This is a genomic window from Nostoc sp., from assembly GCF_036917655.1.
In the GTDB taxonomy this organism is placed as follows: domain Bacteria; phylum Cyanobacteriota; class Cyanobacteriia; order Cyanobacteriales; family Nostocaceae; genus Nostoc.
Map to the genome: position 1 here is coordinate 185,923 of NZ_JBALCY010000065.1, position 15,379 is coordinate 201,301.

16 protein-coding genes are annotated in these 15,379 nt (G+C 41.2%); 11 read left to right on the top strand and 5 right to left on the bottom strand.

Features of this window, described 5'->3' with window-relative positions; genetic code table 11:
- The first annotated feature begins 79 nt into the window (after window positions 1–79).
- The 10 genes from V7K30_RS22620 to V7K30_RS22665 all read left to right on the top strand — a co-directional run bounded on the left by V7K30_RS22620 (window position 80) and on the right by V7K30_RS22665 (window position 9,841).
- Entirely contained in the window at window positions 80–1,009 is a 930-nt protein-coding gene (locus V7K30_RS22620) for a cupin-like domain-containing protein (RefSeq protein ID WP_335003073.1), read from the top strand.
- Window positions 1,010–1,190: 181 nt separating this feature from the next.
- On the top strand, window positions 1,191–1,955 hold the full coding sequence (locus V7K30_RS22625) for a class I SAM-dependent DNA methyltransferase (RefSeq protein WP_335003075.1): 765 nt from the start codon (window positions 1,191–1,193) through the stop codon (window positions 1,953–1,955).
- A 149-nt stretch (window positions 1,956–2,104) separates the two neighbouring features.
- Window positions 2,105–3,607 carry an aspartate aminotransferase family protein gene (locus V7K30_RS22630; RefSeq protein WP_335003077.1) on the top strand — a complete coding sequence of 501 codons (1,503 nt, stop codon included), beginning with the start codon at window positions 2,105–2,107 and terminating at the stop codon, window positions 3,605–3,607.
- Between the two features lie 19 nt (window positions 3,608–3,626).
- On the top strand, window positions 3,627–4,586 hold the full coding sequence (locus V7K30_RS22635) for a GNAT family N-acetyltransferase (protein ID WP_335003078.1): 960 nt from the start codon (window positions 3,627–3,629) through the stop codon (window positions 4,584–4,586).
- A gap of 1,047 nt (window positions 4,587–5,633) precedes the next feature.
- Window positions 5,634–5,831 (top strand): hypothetical protein, encoded by a 198-nt coding sequence (locus V7K30_RS22640; RefSeq protein ID WP_335003080.1) that lies wholly within the window; start codon window positions 5,634–5,636, stop codon window positions 5,829–5,831.
- Between the two features lie 37 nt (window positions 5,832–5,868).
- Window positions 5,869–7,830, top strand: coding sequence for a 3-oxoacyl-[acyl-carrier-protein] synthase III C-terminal domain-containing protein (locus V7K30_RS22645; RefSeq protein ID WP_335003082.1), 1,962 nt, complete (start codon window positions 5,869–5,871; stop codon window positions 7,828–7,830).
- Window positions 7,830–8,762 (top strand): DUF6999 family protein, encoded by a 933-nt coding sequence (locus V7K30_RS22650; RefSeq protein ID WP_335003084.1) that lies wholly within the window; start codon window positions 7,830–7,832, stop codon window positions 8,760–8,762. The genes V7K30_RS22645 and V7K30_RS22650 overlap by 1 nt, the downstream gene beginning before the upstream one ends.
- A 10-nt stretch (window positions 8,763–8,772) precedes the next feature.
- Window positions 8,773–9,183 carry a hypothetical protein gene (locus V7K30_RS22655; RefSeq protein ID WP_335003086.1) on the top strand — a complete coding sequence of 137 codons (411 nt, stop codon included), beginning with the start codon at window positions 8,773–8,775 and terminating at the stop codon, window positions 9,181–9,183.
- Between the two features lie 17 nt (window positions 9,184–9,200).
- Window positions 9,201–9,353 carry a hypothetical protein gene (locus tag V7K30_RS22660; protein ID WP_335003088.1) on the top strand — a complete coding sequence of 51 codons (153 nt, stop codon included), beginning with the start codon at window positions 9,201–9,203 and terminating at the stop codon, window positions 9,351–9,353.
- 266 nt (window positions 9,354–9,619) lie between these two features.
- The gene (locus tag V7K30_RS22665) at window positions 9,620–9,841 is read left to right on the top strand and encodes a CopG family transcriptional regulator (protein ID WP_335003090.1); all 222 of its coding nucleotides are present in this window, start codon (window positions 9,620–9,622) and stop codon (window positions 9,839–9,841) included.
- 22 nt (window positions 9,842–9,863) lie between these two features.
- Here V7K30_RS22665 and cls read toward each other — a convergent pair whose 3' ends face one another.
- From cls to V7K30_RS22690, 5 genes are all read right to left on the bottom strand, one after another.
- Window positions 9,864–11,306: a cardiolipin synthase gene (cls, locus tag V7K30_RS22670; protein ID WP_335003092.1), complete on the bottom strand. Its 1,443-nt coding sequence runs from the start codon at window positions 11,304–11,306 to the stop codon at window positions 9,864–9,866.
- Between the two features lies 1 nt (window position 11,307).
- Window positions 11,308–12,153, bottom strand: a complete 846-nt coding sequence (locus V7K30_RS22675) for an endonuclease/exonuclease/phosphatase family protein (protein ID WP_335003094.1) — start codon at window positions 12,151–12,153, stop codon at window positions 11,308–11,310.
- A gap of 202 nt (window positions 12,154–12,355) precedes the next feature.
- Window positions 12,356–13,060, bottom strand: coding sequence for a mobilization protein (locus V7K30_RS22680; protein ID WP_335003095.1), 705 nt, complete (start codon window positions 13,058–13,060; stop codon window positions 12,356–12,358).
- 11 nt (window positions 13,061–13,071) lie between these two features.
- Window positions 13,072–13,611 carry a hypothetical protein gene (locus V7K30_RS22685; protein WP_335003097.1) on the bottom strand — a complete coding sequence of 180 codons (540 nt, stop codon included), beginning with the start codon at window positions 13,609–13,611 and terminating at the stop codon, window positions 13,072–13,074.
- Between the two features lie 194 nt (window positions 13,612–13,805).
- The gene (locus tag V7K30_RS22690) at window positions 13,806–14,609 is read right to left on the bottom strand and encodes an SDR family NAD(P)-dependent oxidoreductase (protein ID WP_335003099.1); all 804 of its coding nucleotides are present in this window, start codon (window positions 14,607–14,609) and stop codon (window positions 13,806–13,808) included.
- Window positions 14,610–14,976: 367 nt separating this feature from the next.
- Here V7K30_RS22690 and V7K30_RS22695 point away from each other — a divergent pair, with 367 nt between their 5' ends.
- Window positions 14,977–15,360: an extracellular solute-binding protein gene (locus V7K30_RS22695; RefSeq protein ID WP_335003101.1), complete on the top strand. Its 384-nt coding sequence runs from the start codon at window positions 14,977–14,979 to the stop codon at window positions 15,358–15,360.
- The last annotated feature ends 19 nt before the right edge of the window (window positions 15,361–15,379 follow it).

Here is a 15,379-nt window from a genome sequence, read left to right on the forward strand (position 1 = left end):
AACTGTTATTTTTCCACTCCACTTTTGGAGTTAATCCTAGTTCTGCAACTGACATTCATTAAGTAAGGATAAATATTTTATGTCTTCGTCTTCAGCAACTAGCTATTCTCAAACTAGCTATTCCAAATCTCAGCGGTACAATAACAAATGTCAGTTGATATGGACACCAATAGATTCTGTTGAACGTCGCAGTAACCTCTCGTATGAAGAGTTTGTTCAAGAGTACGCATCTATTGGAAAGCCTGTTATCATCACTGATGCGATGAAAAATTGGAAAGCCTTGACGAAGTGGAATATGGATTTCTTCAAGTCTGAGTATGGCTCATTCGAGGCTTTTGTATTAGATTATAAGGCTGAAACTAAGATGTGGGGTCGAACTTACATGTCAATGAATATTGCTGATTATATAGATGTGATAACTAGTGGTACTTGTGACAGATTGCTTTACCTATCGGAATTCCATGTTGGCGATCACCCCGAACTTTGGGAAGATTGCAAAGATCCAATATATTTCAATGATTGGTATAGAAAAATACCATTAGAAATTTTTAAAAAATATATCAACGATACCTATGACATCCAGATAGGTCAGAAAAATACATCGGTAGGTCTTCACTGCGATCACCGTCATGATACCGCATGGGTTGCAGTGATTTCTGGGCAGAAGCAAGTTGTATTGTTGTCACCAGATCAAGAAAAATATTTGTACGAAGGTCAAGTTGACTGCTTTAACCCGGACTTACAAAAGTTTCCGCTCTACGCCAATGCCAAACCAGTCGAATGCATACTAAACCAGGAAGAAATGCTCTACATACCATCGGATTGGTGGCATCATCTAAAAAACCTCGAAGACACAATCGGCTTGGCTATAAACACAATGAATGAATGGAGTTATGAACTAGTTCGTCAAGGTTTTTTAGAGCGTGATCCAATAAAAGGTCATCTTTTTCCACTAGTTGTGAAATTTCCGTTGCTAGGCAGAACTCTAGGGGCTGTTGGTTTGCTCTAACACTCGAAGAAAGGAGACACACATTACATGAAATAAGAAAGAGCCTATTCTAATTCTGAATTCTGACTCCTGAATTCTGAATTCTGCTGTAGCTTTGGAAAAGTTGATAAAAAAATCATTTTTCATTGCTAAAGCAATGATAGGGTTGCAAAGCAATACGTAAAGCAAGGATAAATCTTTTATGTCTTCGTCTTCAGCAACTAGCTATAACAAATTTGACGAACCATTTGCCCGAATATATAACGAGACTTTGGGGCCAAGTTACAATAAAATAGCCTTGCCAACCTTGGAAAAATTACTATTACCTTACATTCCTGAGAAAGCGAATATCCTTGACCTCTGTTGTGGCACAGGGGAACTGTCACAATGGCTGCTAAATAAAGATTATCAGGTGACTGGAATTGATCGCTCCCAGAGAATGTTGCAATATGCTCGTCAGAATGCACCTAATTGTAAATTGATTTTTGGTGATGTACGCTTCTTTGAATTACCACCTACTTTTCATGCAGTTTCTTCAATGGGTTTGGGTTTCAATCACATTCGGAATTTAGAAGAATTAACAGGTACTTTCCACAATGTATACGGCGCACTTCACAGCAACGGTATATTTATATTCGACCTCCGTCTAGAAGACGCATATAATTCCACTTTGAACAATCGTGTATTAGGCGATATTAAGGATGACTATGCTTGGGCTATGAAAAACATTTATCATCCAGAAAGCAAAGAATGTCAAGTTTTTGTAACGACATTTCAATTAAGAGAAAGAGATTGCTGGAAACGCCTAGATACTAGTTTTTCACTCATGAGCTATTCAAAGGATGAAGTCCAGTCATCTCTAGAGAATGTCGGCTTTACAGAAGTTATTGTCTATGATTTACAACTGGATTTAGGATTAATTCCAGAGGCTGATATGGTCTGCTTTGTTTGTTGTAAACCAAGTTGAATATTCAGTATAAATTTCCTGTGAATTCATTATTACGGTCTATCTATACAGACTACGACGTAGACCAGGGTACAGCCAAAGAGGTAGGAAAAGTCCTTCATTTTGTGAATCACCATTTTTTACATTCAAGTCAATAAACATACAATTTTATGAAAACCAAAGAATCTAACTTACAAGAAAATCAGCCGCAGATTAATTCAATGCAATCTCCCGAACAGATATCAACAGAAAGTCCAAATTACCGTCAACAGAAACATTTAGAAACTTTAATTGCACGATACACCAAGCGCACAAAAACCTCAAAACAACTCACGCAAACCTATCGTTCAGTTCTGGCTGACCCAAGAGGTTTAGAAGGATTTTACCCTCTCGTAAAAGAGATGGTTTATCCCGTTATTGGTAAGCACGCTTCGGGTTCTAGAGTTTGGGATATTGATGGGAATGAATATATAGACATAGTAATGGGGTTTGGGGTGAATCTCTTTGGTCACAACCCCCCCTTTATTAAGGAAGCTCTCCAACAGCGACTTGAACAAGGCATACACTTCGGACCACAATCAGACCTTGCCGGTGAGGTTGCTGAGTTAGTCAGTGAACTAACGGGGATGGAGCGAGTGACCTTTAGTAATACAGGCACAGAAGCTGTCATGACAGCAATACGCTTGGCACGAGCAGCAACAGGTCGCTATAAGATTGTTCGGTTTTCAGACTCTTATCATGGGCATTCTGATAGTACTCTAGTTAAAGCAGAGAAAGCAGACGGCTCACGTTCAGTACCAGGTTATCCAGGAGTACCACCAAATGTTGCTCTTGATGTTTTAGTTCTGGACTATGTGAATCCTCAGTCGCTTGAAATCATAAAAGCGCATCAGCAGGAATTAGCAGCTGTTATCGTTGAACCAGTACAGAGTAGCCGACCAGACTTACAACCTCAAGAGTTTCTCCAGCAACTGAGGCAATTGACAAGAGAATCAGGGATAGTTTTAATATTTGATGAAATAATTACTGGCTTCCGGGTTCATCTAGGTGGCGCGCAGGCTTGGTTTGGTGTTGAAGCGGATATAGCTACCTATGGAAAAATTGTCGGTGGCGGCATGCCAATTGGTATCATTGCTGGTAAAGCTACCTACATGGATAGAATCGACGGTGGTATGTGGAACTATGGGGATCTATCCTATCCTCAGCCAGAGGCAGAAATGACATTTTTTTCTGGCACCTTCTGCAAGCATCCGTTAGCTATGGCTGCTGCACGAGCAGTACTTAAGCGTCTTAAGACTGAAGGACCTGCTCTTCAGCAACAGTTGAATCAACGCACATCGCAGTTCGTTAAAACGCTGAATACTTTCTTTGAAGCTGATGAAATACCCATCAGACTTGCGAATTTTGGTTCAATATTTAACTCTGTTCGTTTTGGAAATTCAGTCTCCTCGGTTAGTTCGGATGCTTTAGAGAAGATGCAACTGATAAATCTATTACTGTATCATCACCTTCTCGATAAAGGAGTTTACCTGCGATCTTCATTACATGCACTATCCACAGCCCATACAGATGAAGACCTTGATTTCATTATTCAGGCTATTAAGGATAGTGTAAGGGAACTGCAAGACGGAGGTTTCTTGCCTAGTCCCTCTGACAAATTGGCTAAAACATAAAAGCTGTTCGGAGGAATTGATGATTAGTCTCACAATCCGCTCTTATCAGGGCGAAACTGATTTACAGGCGATTTCTGACCTGCTAAAGGCTTGTGAAGCAGTTGATAAACTGAACCAAGAGGCATCCGTCTCCCAACTGCAACAGGCATCTGATCACCCATCCCTGGACAAAGCGCGTGATATCCGTCTGTGGGAAGATGCCGACGGTAAGCTAATTGGCATTGGTCATTTGGAAATTTCTCCATCAGATGAGGTCATAGATGGCTTCCTCTCGTGCCGCGTCCACCCTAGCGCCCGTAGTGGTAATTTGGAAAGGCAGATTATCGCCTGGGGTGATGAGCGGATGCGCGAGGTTCAGCAAGAGCAAGGTGTGCGTGTTAAACTGCGTGCATCCGCTCGTGATGATAAAGCAGGTAGTATTGCTCTACTGGAAAGTAGTGGTTTTAAGTCTGAGCGTTACTTGCTGACAATGAGGCGATCGCTTAAAGAACCGATCCCAGAACCACAGTTACCAGCAAATTTCACCCTCCGCCAAGTTAGAGATCAACAGGATGCCAAAGCATGGGTAGAGATGCATAACCAGTCGTTTATCGACGCCTGGAATCACCATGACTTAACGGTCGAACATTACAAATACCTGCGCAGTCACCCCACATATAGAACCGATTTGGATCTGGTGGCGATCGCTCTTGATGGCACTTTTGCAGCCTGTTGCAAGTGCATAATTAATCCAGAGAGTAATACTCGCAACGGACACAACGAAGGCTCGATTGATGAACTCGGTACAAGACGTGGTTTTCGCCGGATAGGGCTGGGACGTGCAATGTTGCTTTCTGGAATGCGTCAGTTACAAGCTGCTGGTATGGATATGGCAAAGCTGTCAGTCGATTTTAATAACCCGAATGGTGCTTTGCAGCTTTACGAATCCGTTGGCTTCCATAAGCTCTACACTTGGATTTCTTACGTGAAGGATGTTTAGCCCACACTTTTTGACTGGATAACTCACCGTTGGCGTAATAGTTAATCTACTACGCAATAGATTCAGACAGCAACCCCGACATATCTAACTTTTAAGTTATACTCCCAGCCTAATCCACTGGGGTCTTTTGATTTGCTCCATTGCGATTTATTCAGCAAAAGTTCTTGCAATGACTATATTTGCGTCACACCACAAACTTGTTCCCAAGCTGCTTATGACAATAGTCAAGCCAATAATCGCCGAACTGCAAGTGGTGTGATCATTAATCCAGTTCACGAATAATTAGATGAGCGATCCATCTGGTAAATGCACTGCCACTGCCATGAACAGCGATCGCTTACATTTCCTCGATGCGTTTAAAGAAAAAGCACACCGTGGTGAGATTTACTACCTCTGAACGCAACTTAGTATGACGATAAGATGCAAGAGTTGAAAGCGCAGACTGTTCAACATCGGCACGTTATCAAGAATTACCTAGGGGTTTCCATATCTGAAGCTCAAAAGTTATTGGGCAAGGTGGACTTGACACTCGACTATTTGGGCCGGCTTGGTTCAAGAGAAAACCGCGAGTGTGTTTACCAGTTTGTTCTACCCGATGACGAGCGTGATTTCATTTTCCTTTCCTTGGTTAAATCGGGATGAAGCCTCAATACTAGCCAGCGCTCAAAATATCGTCTTAAATTCCGTGTCAGTCACCAATAATATAGACTTATAAACACAAGTCACTGATACAACCTTACAGGATATTCGCCAAACATCGAACTCTGTGGAGTCAAGGGCTGTTGTCTAAGGGTGGAAGGAATTGAGGCTGTTCTTTAAGACAAGGGTTAGAAAGTGCGGGTAAGTTCTACTCATTTACTTGCCTCCAAGGTTGGTGACTTCATCGGCGTGGCTGACGGTGAACCGATATAAAATGGATACCTGGGGCAGTGGCAAACTACTTACAGCAGTTCCCGCTATTGTGAGGTACGTTCTTAGTCCTGAAAGGGTACAGGAGGTAACGGGGAGGGGAGAAATTGTACTTCATAACAGCAGGAAGCGCTGTATATGCCATTTGCACCCAATGCACCTGAGCAAAATCTGCTCGGAATATGTTTGGTTACAGACCAAAATTTTTTGAGAAAGTTTTGGATTTTGTGCAAATCTTTTACTGTTGTCAAGTGGCTGTTTAAGTTCTTTACCAATCACCAAGAATTTGATTTTCCCAAGCTGCATACTAATGCAGTTTGGGAAAATATCAAATAGGATTGCTATATCTACCATTGAAAAGATAGTTCCTACCATGAACAGCGCTTATATCAACAGTATCGGTAAATTTTTACCTGGTGAACCGATTAGTAACGATCAGATAGAAGACTACCTGGGTAAAATAGGCGGACAGGCTTCTAAAGCCAGACATCGCATCCTCAAAAGTAATGGTATTCAACAACGTTACTATGCCCTTGACCGACAGCAGAACACTACCTATCTTAATAGCCAGATGGCTGCTAATGCTGTGCGTGATGCACTCTTGAAGATGAATTTAGAACCGACTGCGGTTGATTTGTTAGCTTGTGCTACTAGCTGGTCTGATTTATTGATACCCGGATTTGGCAGTATGGTACATGGCGAATTACCAGAGTTTTCTTCTTTAGAAATTACTTCAAATCAAGGCGTTTGTTGTGCTGGTATCGCGGCATTGAAGTATGCAGCATCTCAAGTCGAATTGGGAAAAAAGCAGGTTGCTGTTGCCGTAGCATCCGAACTAGCCTCTCGTTTATTTAAACACACTCACTTTGAAGCCCAATCTCGATTTAAAGATGGAGGAGAAAAATTACCTTTTGATACTGAATTTCTTCGCTGGATGCTCTCAGATGGTGCTGGCTCGTTCTTAATTCAAAATCAGCCGAGAGCTGATAATATTAGTTTAAAAATTGAGTGGATTGAACTAGTTTCTCATGCTAATGCTTATCCTTTATGCATGTATGCTGGTACAGAAGATGAAACTGGTCAAAAAAGTTGGATCGATTATCCATCCTATGCTGATGCTGCTGCTACTGGATGTATTAATTTGCGGCAAAATATCCGCGGAATAGATGATGTGATCAAATTGGGAGTTGAAGGTTGGTTGAAGTTGATTGAGTCCCGAAGAGTTGAACCAAAGAAAATTGATTGGCTTTTGTGCCACTACTCCTCTCACTTCTTTCGAGGAAAAATAGTTGAGCTTTTACAAAAAGCTGATTGTATGATTCCGCAAGAGAAATGGTTCACCAACCTCTATACACGGGGTAATACTGGCTGTGCCTCAATCTACCTAATGCTAGAAGAGTTATTTTATTCGGGTAAGTTGCGCTCAGGTCAGAAAATCTTCTGTTTTGTGCCAGAGAGCGGACGCTACACAACGGCTTACATGATGCTGAGTGTGGTAGAAACATCAACAGTTACCAAAAGCAATTTAACAGAACAATTTGACTCTGTGCAGGACAGTAATTATACCCAGGAAATTAACTCCTTACACCCTAAGTCACTCTCCCTAAACGTACAGAAGTCAGAAAATATTCAATTTGCATCTGTTAATTTTTTTCTCGACAGCATTCAAGCAGAACAACCAAACTCGGTTGCATCTGATTTACTGCGTCAATTAGCACAAGTTTGGTTGGAGTTTGAACACCAGTTACGTTCTGTGCCGATTGTTCGCAAATTGCATCGGGGCGCGTTTACTCTGGAAGACTACAAAGCTTTGTTACGTAATCTGCGTCCTCAAGTTGTGGAGGGAGCGCGTTGGATAGCTCGTGCTGCATCGAATATGACAGATTTTAAGTTGCGTTCTACCTTTATTGGTCATGCACAAGATGAGCATCGTGACTATCAGATGTTAGAACGCAACTATGTGTCAGTTGGGGGTGCGTTAGAAGAAATTGTTGAGGCTCAAAAAAATATTGGCTCGGAAGCGCTATCAGCGTTTATTTTCCATCAGGCATCACGGGAAAACCCAGTTGACCTGATTGGCAGCATGTTCATTATTGAAGGTTTAGGAAATCAATTGGCTGCACAGTGGGCTTCCTTACTTCAGAAAACTTTGGGTTTGCGAGATGACCAAGTTTCTTTTTTAGCTTATCACGCTGCTAATGATCAATCCCATATTAACAAACTTGAGTCAATTATTAATGCTGACTGGATGACTGCCGAAATCCAAGAGCGCATTGTTAAAACAAGTAAAGTCACTGCTCGTTTATATCAATTACAACTTGAGGAAATTAAGTAATGAAAGAGATATTATCTTCACAAATTATACAGGAAAAGCAACTATCAAAAGTCCAAGAATCCCAAAACCCCAAACCTTGGACACCACAACCACATAATCGACTTGACCCCAATGTTTGGGATTCTCTTTACTTGGATGCAGCGATTGCTGTTGATCCACTTGCAAAAGCTTGCATGATTCGGGACTTACAAGTTTGGACTCGCAACTATCTGTTAATTCCTATTAAACTACTGGCAAATGTACTGTTGGCACTGATTATCACTGTCAAACGCTTGCTGCCATTTCAGTTTAATGCATATGGTTTAATGCACAAATCTGCTGCATTTTTCCTCCAGCATTTTGTCTCACCAGAAGCTTGTTATTTGATTGTGCGTCATATCTGTCTTGGCTCTAGCATTATTAATTTTCTGATTGATAACGGCCCTGACCCAATGATAGAAAAATCTCAGCTTTACCCACGTACAGTTGATGACTTAGCTAAAAAAAATGCCTTTTTAGAGCATGACCTGATTCTTTATAACTTTGTCCTTGACTATCACCAGGCGCAACAAGCAAATCCTCAATGGTTGGAACAACTCAAACAACGAAAACTAAATTACGATAGCATTACGCCTGTAAAAATAGATATAGATTTTGACATCCGTCCTCCTTGGAAAATTCTTGACTTGGAATCAACAATTGAGCTGTTTAAAGTGTTTTACTCCTTGTGTTTAACTAGTGATGAATTTACACGGGCAGTGCTATCACTACAATTTGATGAAAATTTTGCCGTATACATCAGTACAATTATTGATGATTCTAACTGGAATCATATAGTTACAAATCGCCATCCTTTAGCTCCGAACAGCCCTTTCAAAGCTGCTCGCGATTTGATGTTGCATGGGATTATCACGGAATATCTTCATCGTTATCTAGAAATCCGCCGTTCTTAATAAGAATACAGTGTCTTACGACAAGCCGCTTCTCTACGATCTGCTCCGCGTAGCTTGCTTCTCCGTAGGAGTACGCGTCTATGCTTATTCCACAATACCGCAAGTATCCCTCGTGCTGGCTGACTTGGGTAGTGCAGCACAATTTACTGGCAAGACGACTAGTGATAGTTTAGCTGTGGGTGAAAGCGATCGCTTTACTTTCAGTCTCAGGGATTCCGAACTGCGGTCTACGGCTACTGGTACTGTGCTGTTGGGTGTTGAGTTACAGGGTAATATGGCATTACCTACACTGCAAAGTTTAACTCCTGTTGCCACCCACAACCATGCTAGTGGTAGTTACGCACTATTCGCAATTAATGGTGCTGGCTTAAACTTAATGGAAGTTACCAATACTTCCCTCCCGGACTCAACCTCTTTGTAGCTGGAGATGTCTCCAATATGTCCACTCCGGGAGCAATGATGAAGATGTGCAAAAATGGCTCTTTTGCGATCGCTAACTACCTGATAAACGTTCAGCTTCCTAATCTCCTCCAAAATATTCAGGAAATTTTTGTGCTGTGGCTCTACTTCTATCACTTGGGTCAGGGTTGATGCAATAACTAGACTGGACAGTTTAGTTTGGTAATCGCTGACAAACTCTGTATCCAGAAGCTGTTCATCTGAATCTGAAATTCATATAAGTGATTTATTGGTGAAGTTTTTGATTATACGTAAATGCCCTGACAGAGTTATGTCTAGAATAGTCTTACGGCAAAGCAAGTATGCTGTGGTTAATATTTGACTGCACTGTTATTTATCAACCATTGTCAGAGTGCTTTGTAAGTTTAATTTCTTAATTTTGATTAATAGAGCAAGTCATGAACAAAAAATGGGCTGTCAAACGAATGACGATAAATCTCGCATCAACTGAGAGCGAAAGACTTGAACGATATTGTGCAATCACAGGCAGACCAGCAACTGATGTCATTCGAGAGTTGATTCGCTCTCTTGAAGTAACTGATCTTCAAGCCTCTGAACATTCTACACCCATGAAGGCTAGCTCTGTTACTCATGCACCACAGCCAGTTAGTATACATTAGAGGTAGGAGCAATTATTAGTGATTAAAGTAAAGGAGTCAGCAATCGAGAGACTCTCACAGCTAACTTGAACCAAAAAGGTTTTTTATCGTACTCATCAAGATCAACAGCAACACAGACAGCTAAATCATCCTCTAACATCTTTTTCACACTTTGGATAAACCGAGGCTCAGTAACAAAACCCATAACTTCAAAGTTGAGGGAAAAAGAGCGATTATCTAAGTTAACAGTTCCTACCCCTGCTATCTTTTCATCAATGACTATAACTTTCTGGTGCATAAACCCATTTTTGTAACGATACAACCTGATCCCGATTCTTTCCATTTCGGTGTAGTAAGAGAAGGAACATAAATAAACAAATAAGTGATCAGGTCGATTTGGTAAGAGAATTCGCACATCTACACCTCGCATTGCAGCCAGTTTTAAGGCTGACAATGTTGCCTCATCTGGCACGAAGTATGGACTAGCAATCCAGAGGTGAGTTTGAGCTTGATTAATTAGTTCGACGAAAAAAAGCTTACAAGCTGGTAGCGGATCTGCGGGGCCTGTAGGAAGAATGAATGCAGTTTGATTAGTTTCCCGATTAATTTTTACCTGCCAGTTAACTTCGAGAAGTTTTCGAGTCGCCCAATACCAATCTCGCACAAAGGAGTTTTGTAGGCTTTGGACAGTTGGGCCTTCGAGCATCATGTGGGTGTCGCGCCAAGGACTCAAGCGAGGATTTTTTCCTAAATATTCGTCACCAATATTCAGTCCACCTACAAATGCTATTTCTCCATCCACCACCAGAATTTTCCGATGATTGCGAAAATTAAATTGGAGCCGATTACCGTGACCTTGGGTGGTGTTAAATGCACTTACTGCAATTCCATGCTGTTGTAGAGACTGGATATAAGGGCGAGATAGTTTCTTTGAACCAATTTCATCGTAGAGAAAGTAAATGTTTATTCCTTGCTTGGCTTTAGCAATCAATGCTTTTTTAAACTCATTACCTGCTTGGTCATCGTTAACAGTATAGGATTGCAACAGAATATAATTTGTCGCCGATGCAATCTTTTTCAGCATCGCTTCATAGGTTTGCTTACCATCAATCAGTAATTCGGCAGCATTACCTGATGTGAAAGAAACTTCTGTCAAAGCCTCTGCTAATGGTTGCAACTCGGCTAGATTATCTGGTGGCGCAACCTGAAATTTAATAACTTCACTATAAGTCGGATGAACAAGCTTGTAGTGTTGTGCATAGACTGAACGCAGTGTTTCAGCATATCCATGAAATTTAGTTCTTCCTAAAATCCAATACAACGGAATAGCTAGCCAGGGGAAGGTAATTAGAGAAATGCTCCAGGCAATTGCCCCTTGGGAAGAACGCACATTCATCACTGCATGGGCTGCATGTGCAACTCCCACGAGATGAACAACAACTGTAGCTGTGCTAAAAATAGCTAGAACACCAGCATCTACAAGCATCTTAATTTTTTTGAGTATTGATATAAGTAAATTCTGCCAGCAATGGCTTGTGATCGGATGAACAAATTTGGTCTAGCACTTTAGCACTGGCTTTCTTCACACTGATATCTCGATAAAAGATATGATCTAAAGGGGGTGATAACAGGAAGCGTTTAATTTTCTCCTTCTCATGAGGTGCGAAAATCACAGGCGTTAATCCTAATTGAGTTGTTACTTCATTGAGGATAACTGCTCTTTTTCGACTCCAAGTATTGAAATCTCCTGAAAATATTAGTGGCCCCCGATGTGTAGATAACGCTATCTCTAATTCATTTAGTTGTATTTTAAATTTATTTAAATCTACAAAATTGATCAGATGACTATTGATTGTCAGGAGAGTTGTGCTTTGCTCAGATAGCAGATACTCAGTAATTAAAGAAATTTTAGGAGTTCTAACAATCGGCTCATAATGCTTAGTAGTTATAACTTTCTTGGTGATTGGACTGATTGTAGCTGCTGTGAAAATCCCCGAATAGGTTTGATGATGAATATCTATAAAATTAGGAGCAAAATTCCAATTCATCCTCAGCCATTTCCCCCATTTATCTGCTTCTAACATTAGGGAAAATTCTTGTAGAAAGATGAGGTTTGGTTGATAAGTTTCAATTATTTTTGAAAAATCTTTTACCCAAGTTTTATTATAGTTTTGTTTAGCAATATTCCAACTGAGAACTTTAATTGATTTACTATTAATTTCTGTTTGGAGGGAATTATTTTTATCAATTGTAAGTTCTTGTAAACGAAGAAATCTATAACCCGGAACAAATTTCGTAACGAGAGTGTTTACGTGTTCTTGAATATTAGGCATCACTAATATTAAAATGGACTTCTTCTAGCTTAACGCTATTGAAGAACGCTTACCGATCTGTTTGACAGCAGATTAAACAATTCCTCCTGATAAAAAATAATTGCCTTCTCTAGATGCACCAAAGGCGAATGTTGCATTTCTCCCCAACAGCGCCTAGTGTAAAGCCGCCGCAGCCAGAATGATTAAGCCCTCTAGGGCAAAGCTATTCAACTTTTTCATACCAGATACCTACTCTCTCAAAAGCACCATAAGCAAGCTTTAGAAAATTCATTACTCTCTGTCTCCCAATTATCCCCAATTCTTTAGACTCTCTCGCCTCTGCAAACGTCAGGCGATTTTGGTCAATTATGTTTCTTTCTTTATATGCTAACTTCGGAAAATCTATAACTTTTATCTTATATTTATTTATTATTTTCTGAAAGTTTGAGTCTGACTCTATATGCTCCCAATCATCACACAGTCCTAAATTCCTCACCAGAATATGAGGGATTTTCTCACCGTAGGTATTTACTGACTGAGCAAACAGGTTGATGCTGTCGTATCCTCCTGTTGATACAAACCATTTGCAAAACATCACTCCCTGCGAACTCCCTAGTTCAAGTAATTGATTAGAGTCAATCCACCCTTGTACTGCTCTATGCGATTGTGCGGCTAAATTCACAATTACTGGCTTCTCTATCGCCCACTCAAATATTCTATCTGCCTTATCTGCCTGTCGTTCATTCTCACTAAACACAGCATACTTACATATCTCCTTATACACCCCTGCTACATCTGGATTCGACCTATCTGTCTCCACTGGTACAAACGGGATTTTCTTATCCAGACAATACTGAATCATTGTCCTAGTAAAGAGAGACTTTCCTACCCCGCCTTTTTCACCATCCACCAAATGAATCGTCGGCATTACAGCCACCTCTAATAGTTATTAAACTCGTCTGATACATCTTTCCCAAGCTTAGAACTTTTTGGCAGTTGCCACCTGGTAGTTTTGGTAGTTTTTTGAGATGCCTTTATCTTATCCTTTGATTCTTGCTGAACTTGAATCTCTGGAGTTGGCTTTTCTAAAAAAGTCTCAAGAACAAGAGAGTCTTCAGTTTCTGAGGCGGATTGTAGCGTAACTGATGATTCTGTTGAAATCTGAGTCGAATTCTCAGCAGATAAAACTGGTTTTGCTTTAACCCGGATTTTGCGAGAACGTTTTTCTTTCTCAATCTCAGTTAAGTATTGCTTGAATGTCGCTGCCGAAACTTTTATTTCTTGAATTTTTAGGATCTCAGAAAGGTCTAGATAGCTATAACCTTTCTTCAGAGCCGATTTAAGCTGATCTCGCAGAAAGTAAACGCTCTCTGGGAGTGATAGTTCTTCTTTATCCTTCTGTTCTAGCTTTTCTAGGGAAGCTAGAGTCGCTTGGAGTTTATCAATAGGAATCTTCTGTCCTGGGGTTGTGCTTACCATTCGTTGTGTTGAATTGGCTCAAAATTTAATTAATCCTATCACCACACCCTCTTGTGTGATTGATAACATCATACATATTAATCAAACCAAGCTCTGACCCAGATTCTCTCTTGACCAAATACCTACCAAAGCAATGATTGCCTTTTTGAATATATGCCTAAAGAAATACTTTTTGCTCAAATGTCTTTAAATTTCTATCCTCCCCCAGTAACCTCCAAGTTAAACCCAGTAATGTAGCTTGCCTCTTCGCTCATCAGAAACGCTACCCCATTCGCCACCTCTTCCAAACTTCCCAAACGCCGCATTGGCACTGAATTGATCATCTGTTGCTCAACCACCTTGGGATTGGCATCAAAGTATTGCGACCCTACTGCTGCTTGCAATTCTGTTTGCCGCGTCCACATAAAACCAGGGCCGATCAATGCCGGGGAGAGCGCATTCACCCGAATGCCGTAAGGAGCCAAATCTTTCGCTGCCGTCTGAGTAATTCCAATCACCGCAAACTTGGAAGCGGCGTATGCCAACATATTTGGCGGCCCAACCACCCCTGCATAACTCGCCATGTTGACGATCGCACCTCCACCGGCATCGCGTAATTGCTGTGCAGCCGCCTTGAGAACGTGGAAAACGCCGACAACGTTAATGTTGATCACCTTTTGAAAGTCATCCTCAGGATACTCGTCTGTTTTAGCAAACACTCCTTGATAACCCGCATTATTAAATACATAGTCGATCCGCCCAAGCTGCTTTACAGCGCCAGTAAAAGCTTTGGCAACATCATCACTAGCTGTAACATCACAGCAAAATGTACTGACTGGAACGTTGTAACCTTTTAGTTCCTGAGCCACATCTGCCATCTTCGGTTCATTCAAATCTAGCAGGGCTATTCCTGCCCCATTAGCAGCAAAACGGTGTGCAGTTGCCTTGCCAATATCTCCCGCACCACCCGTAATCAGGATGGTCTTACCTGCAAACTGATAGGTTGCTTTTGCCGTCATAATTTTCAACCTCTTATACCATTTTGGATTTTGGATTTTAGATTGGGAATCGCCTTCCAATACGGTTCGGTTAGCTTGTTTATCGAGCGAAGATCCCCCCAACCCCCCTTAAAAAGGGGGGCTATTTTCCTTCTTTACCCCCTTTTTAAGGGGGTCGCCACAGGCGGGAGGATCGTTATCCGAACCGGATTGAATCGCCTTCTATATTCGGGCTGTGTGAATCTTGGGATTAATTGAAGAATTGTTGCAAATGCCTGTGATGGAAATGAGATTGGTATGATTTCTATTATTGAGCTTTTGCCCAAAAATAGAGCATAAAATCAAAAATTTATTTTGTTCGGTTTTTTTACTTTAAAGGAGTCATGCGATGCGTATCCCCCGCTTCGCTAAAGTGCTGGTTGCATTTCTCGCTGGAGTGATGCTGGTGCAACTTCTATATGCTTGTTCACCGCGATTGCTTGCCGCAGAGAAAACTAGACTGACGATCGCCACTGTTAATAATGGCGATATGGTGGTTATGCAAGGGCTTTCTCGCAAATTTGAGTCAGCTAATCCTGATATTCAACTTCGCTGGGTTGTGCTGGAAGAAAATGTGTTGCGCCAACGCACAACTACAGATGTTGCAAGCCTTGGTGGGCAGTTTGATGTCATGACGATCGGTTCTTATGAAACACCAATCTGGGCTAGGCGGGATTGGTTGACACCCTTGGATCAACTAGGCGCAAACTACGACGTAAATGTATCTGCTTAAACCCATACGAGAAGGGCTT

Bases quoted from the DNA above. Each gene is read 5' to 3' on its own strand.
- V7K30_RS22620 (WP_335003073.1), top strand. From the start codon at position 80: ATGTCTTCGTCTTCAGCAACTAGCTATTCTCAAACTAGCTATTCCAAA.
- V7K30_RS22625 (WP_335003075.1), top strand. From the start codon at position 1,191: ATGTCTTCGTCTTCAGCAACTAGCTATAACAAATTTGACGAACCATTT.
- V7K30_RS22630 (WP_335003077.1), top strand. From the start codon at position 2,105: ATGAAAACCAAAGAATCTAACTTACAAGAAAATCAGCCGCAGATTAAT.
- V7K30_RS22635 (WP_335003078.1), top strand. From the start codon at position 3,627: ATGATTAGTCTCACAATCCGCTCTTATCAGGGCGAAACTGATTTACAG.
- V7K30_RS22640 (WP_335003080.1), top strand. From the start codon at position 5,634: ATGCCATTTGCACCCAATGCACCTGAGCAAAATCTGCTCGGAATATGT.
- V7K30_RS22645 (WP_335003082.1), top strand. From the start codon at position 5,869: ATGAACAGCGCTTATATCAACAGTATCGGTAAATTTTTACCTGGTGAA.
- V7K30_RS22650 (WP_335003084.1), top strand. From the start codon at position 7,830: ATGAAAGAGATATTATCTTCACAAATTATACAGGAAAAGCAACTATCA.
- V7K30_RS22660 (WP_335003088.1), top strand. From the start codon at position 9,201: ATGTCCACTCCGGGAGCAATGATGAAGATGTGCAAAAATGGCTCTTTT.
- V7K30_RS22665 (WP_335003090.1), top strand. From the start codon at position 9,620: ATGAACAAAAAATGGGCTGTCAAACGAATGACGATAAATCTCGCATCA.
- cls (WP_335003092.1), bottom strand. From the start codon at position 11,306: ATGCTTGTAGATGCTGGTGTTCTAGCTATTTTTAGCACAGCTACAGTT.
- V7K30_RS22675 (WP_335003094.1), bottom strand. From the start codon at position 12,153: ATGCCTAATATTCAAGAACACGTAAACACTCTCGTTACGAAATTTGTT.
- V7K30_RS22680 (WP_335003095.1), bottom strand. From the start codon at position 13,060: ATGCCGACGATTCATTTGGTGGATGGTGAAAAAGGCGGGGTAGGAAAG.
- V7K30_RS22685 (WP_335003097.1), bottom strand. From the start codon at position 13,611: ATGGTAAGCACAACCCCAGGACAGAAGATTCCTATTGATAAACTCCAA.
- V7K30_RS22690 (WP_335003099.1), bottom strand. From the start codon at position 14,609: ATGACGGCAAAAGCAACCTATCAGTTTGCAGGTAAGACCATCCTGATT.
- V7K30_RS22695 (WP_335003101.1), top strand. From the start codon at position 14,977: ATGCGTATCCCCCGCTTCGCTAAAGTGCTGGTTGCATTTCTCGCTGGA.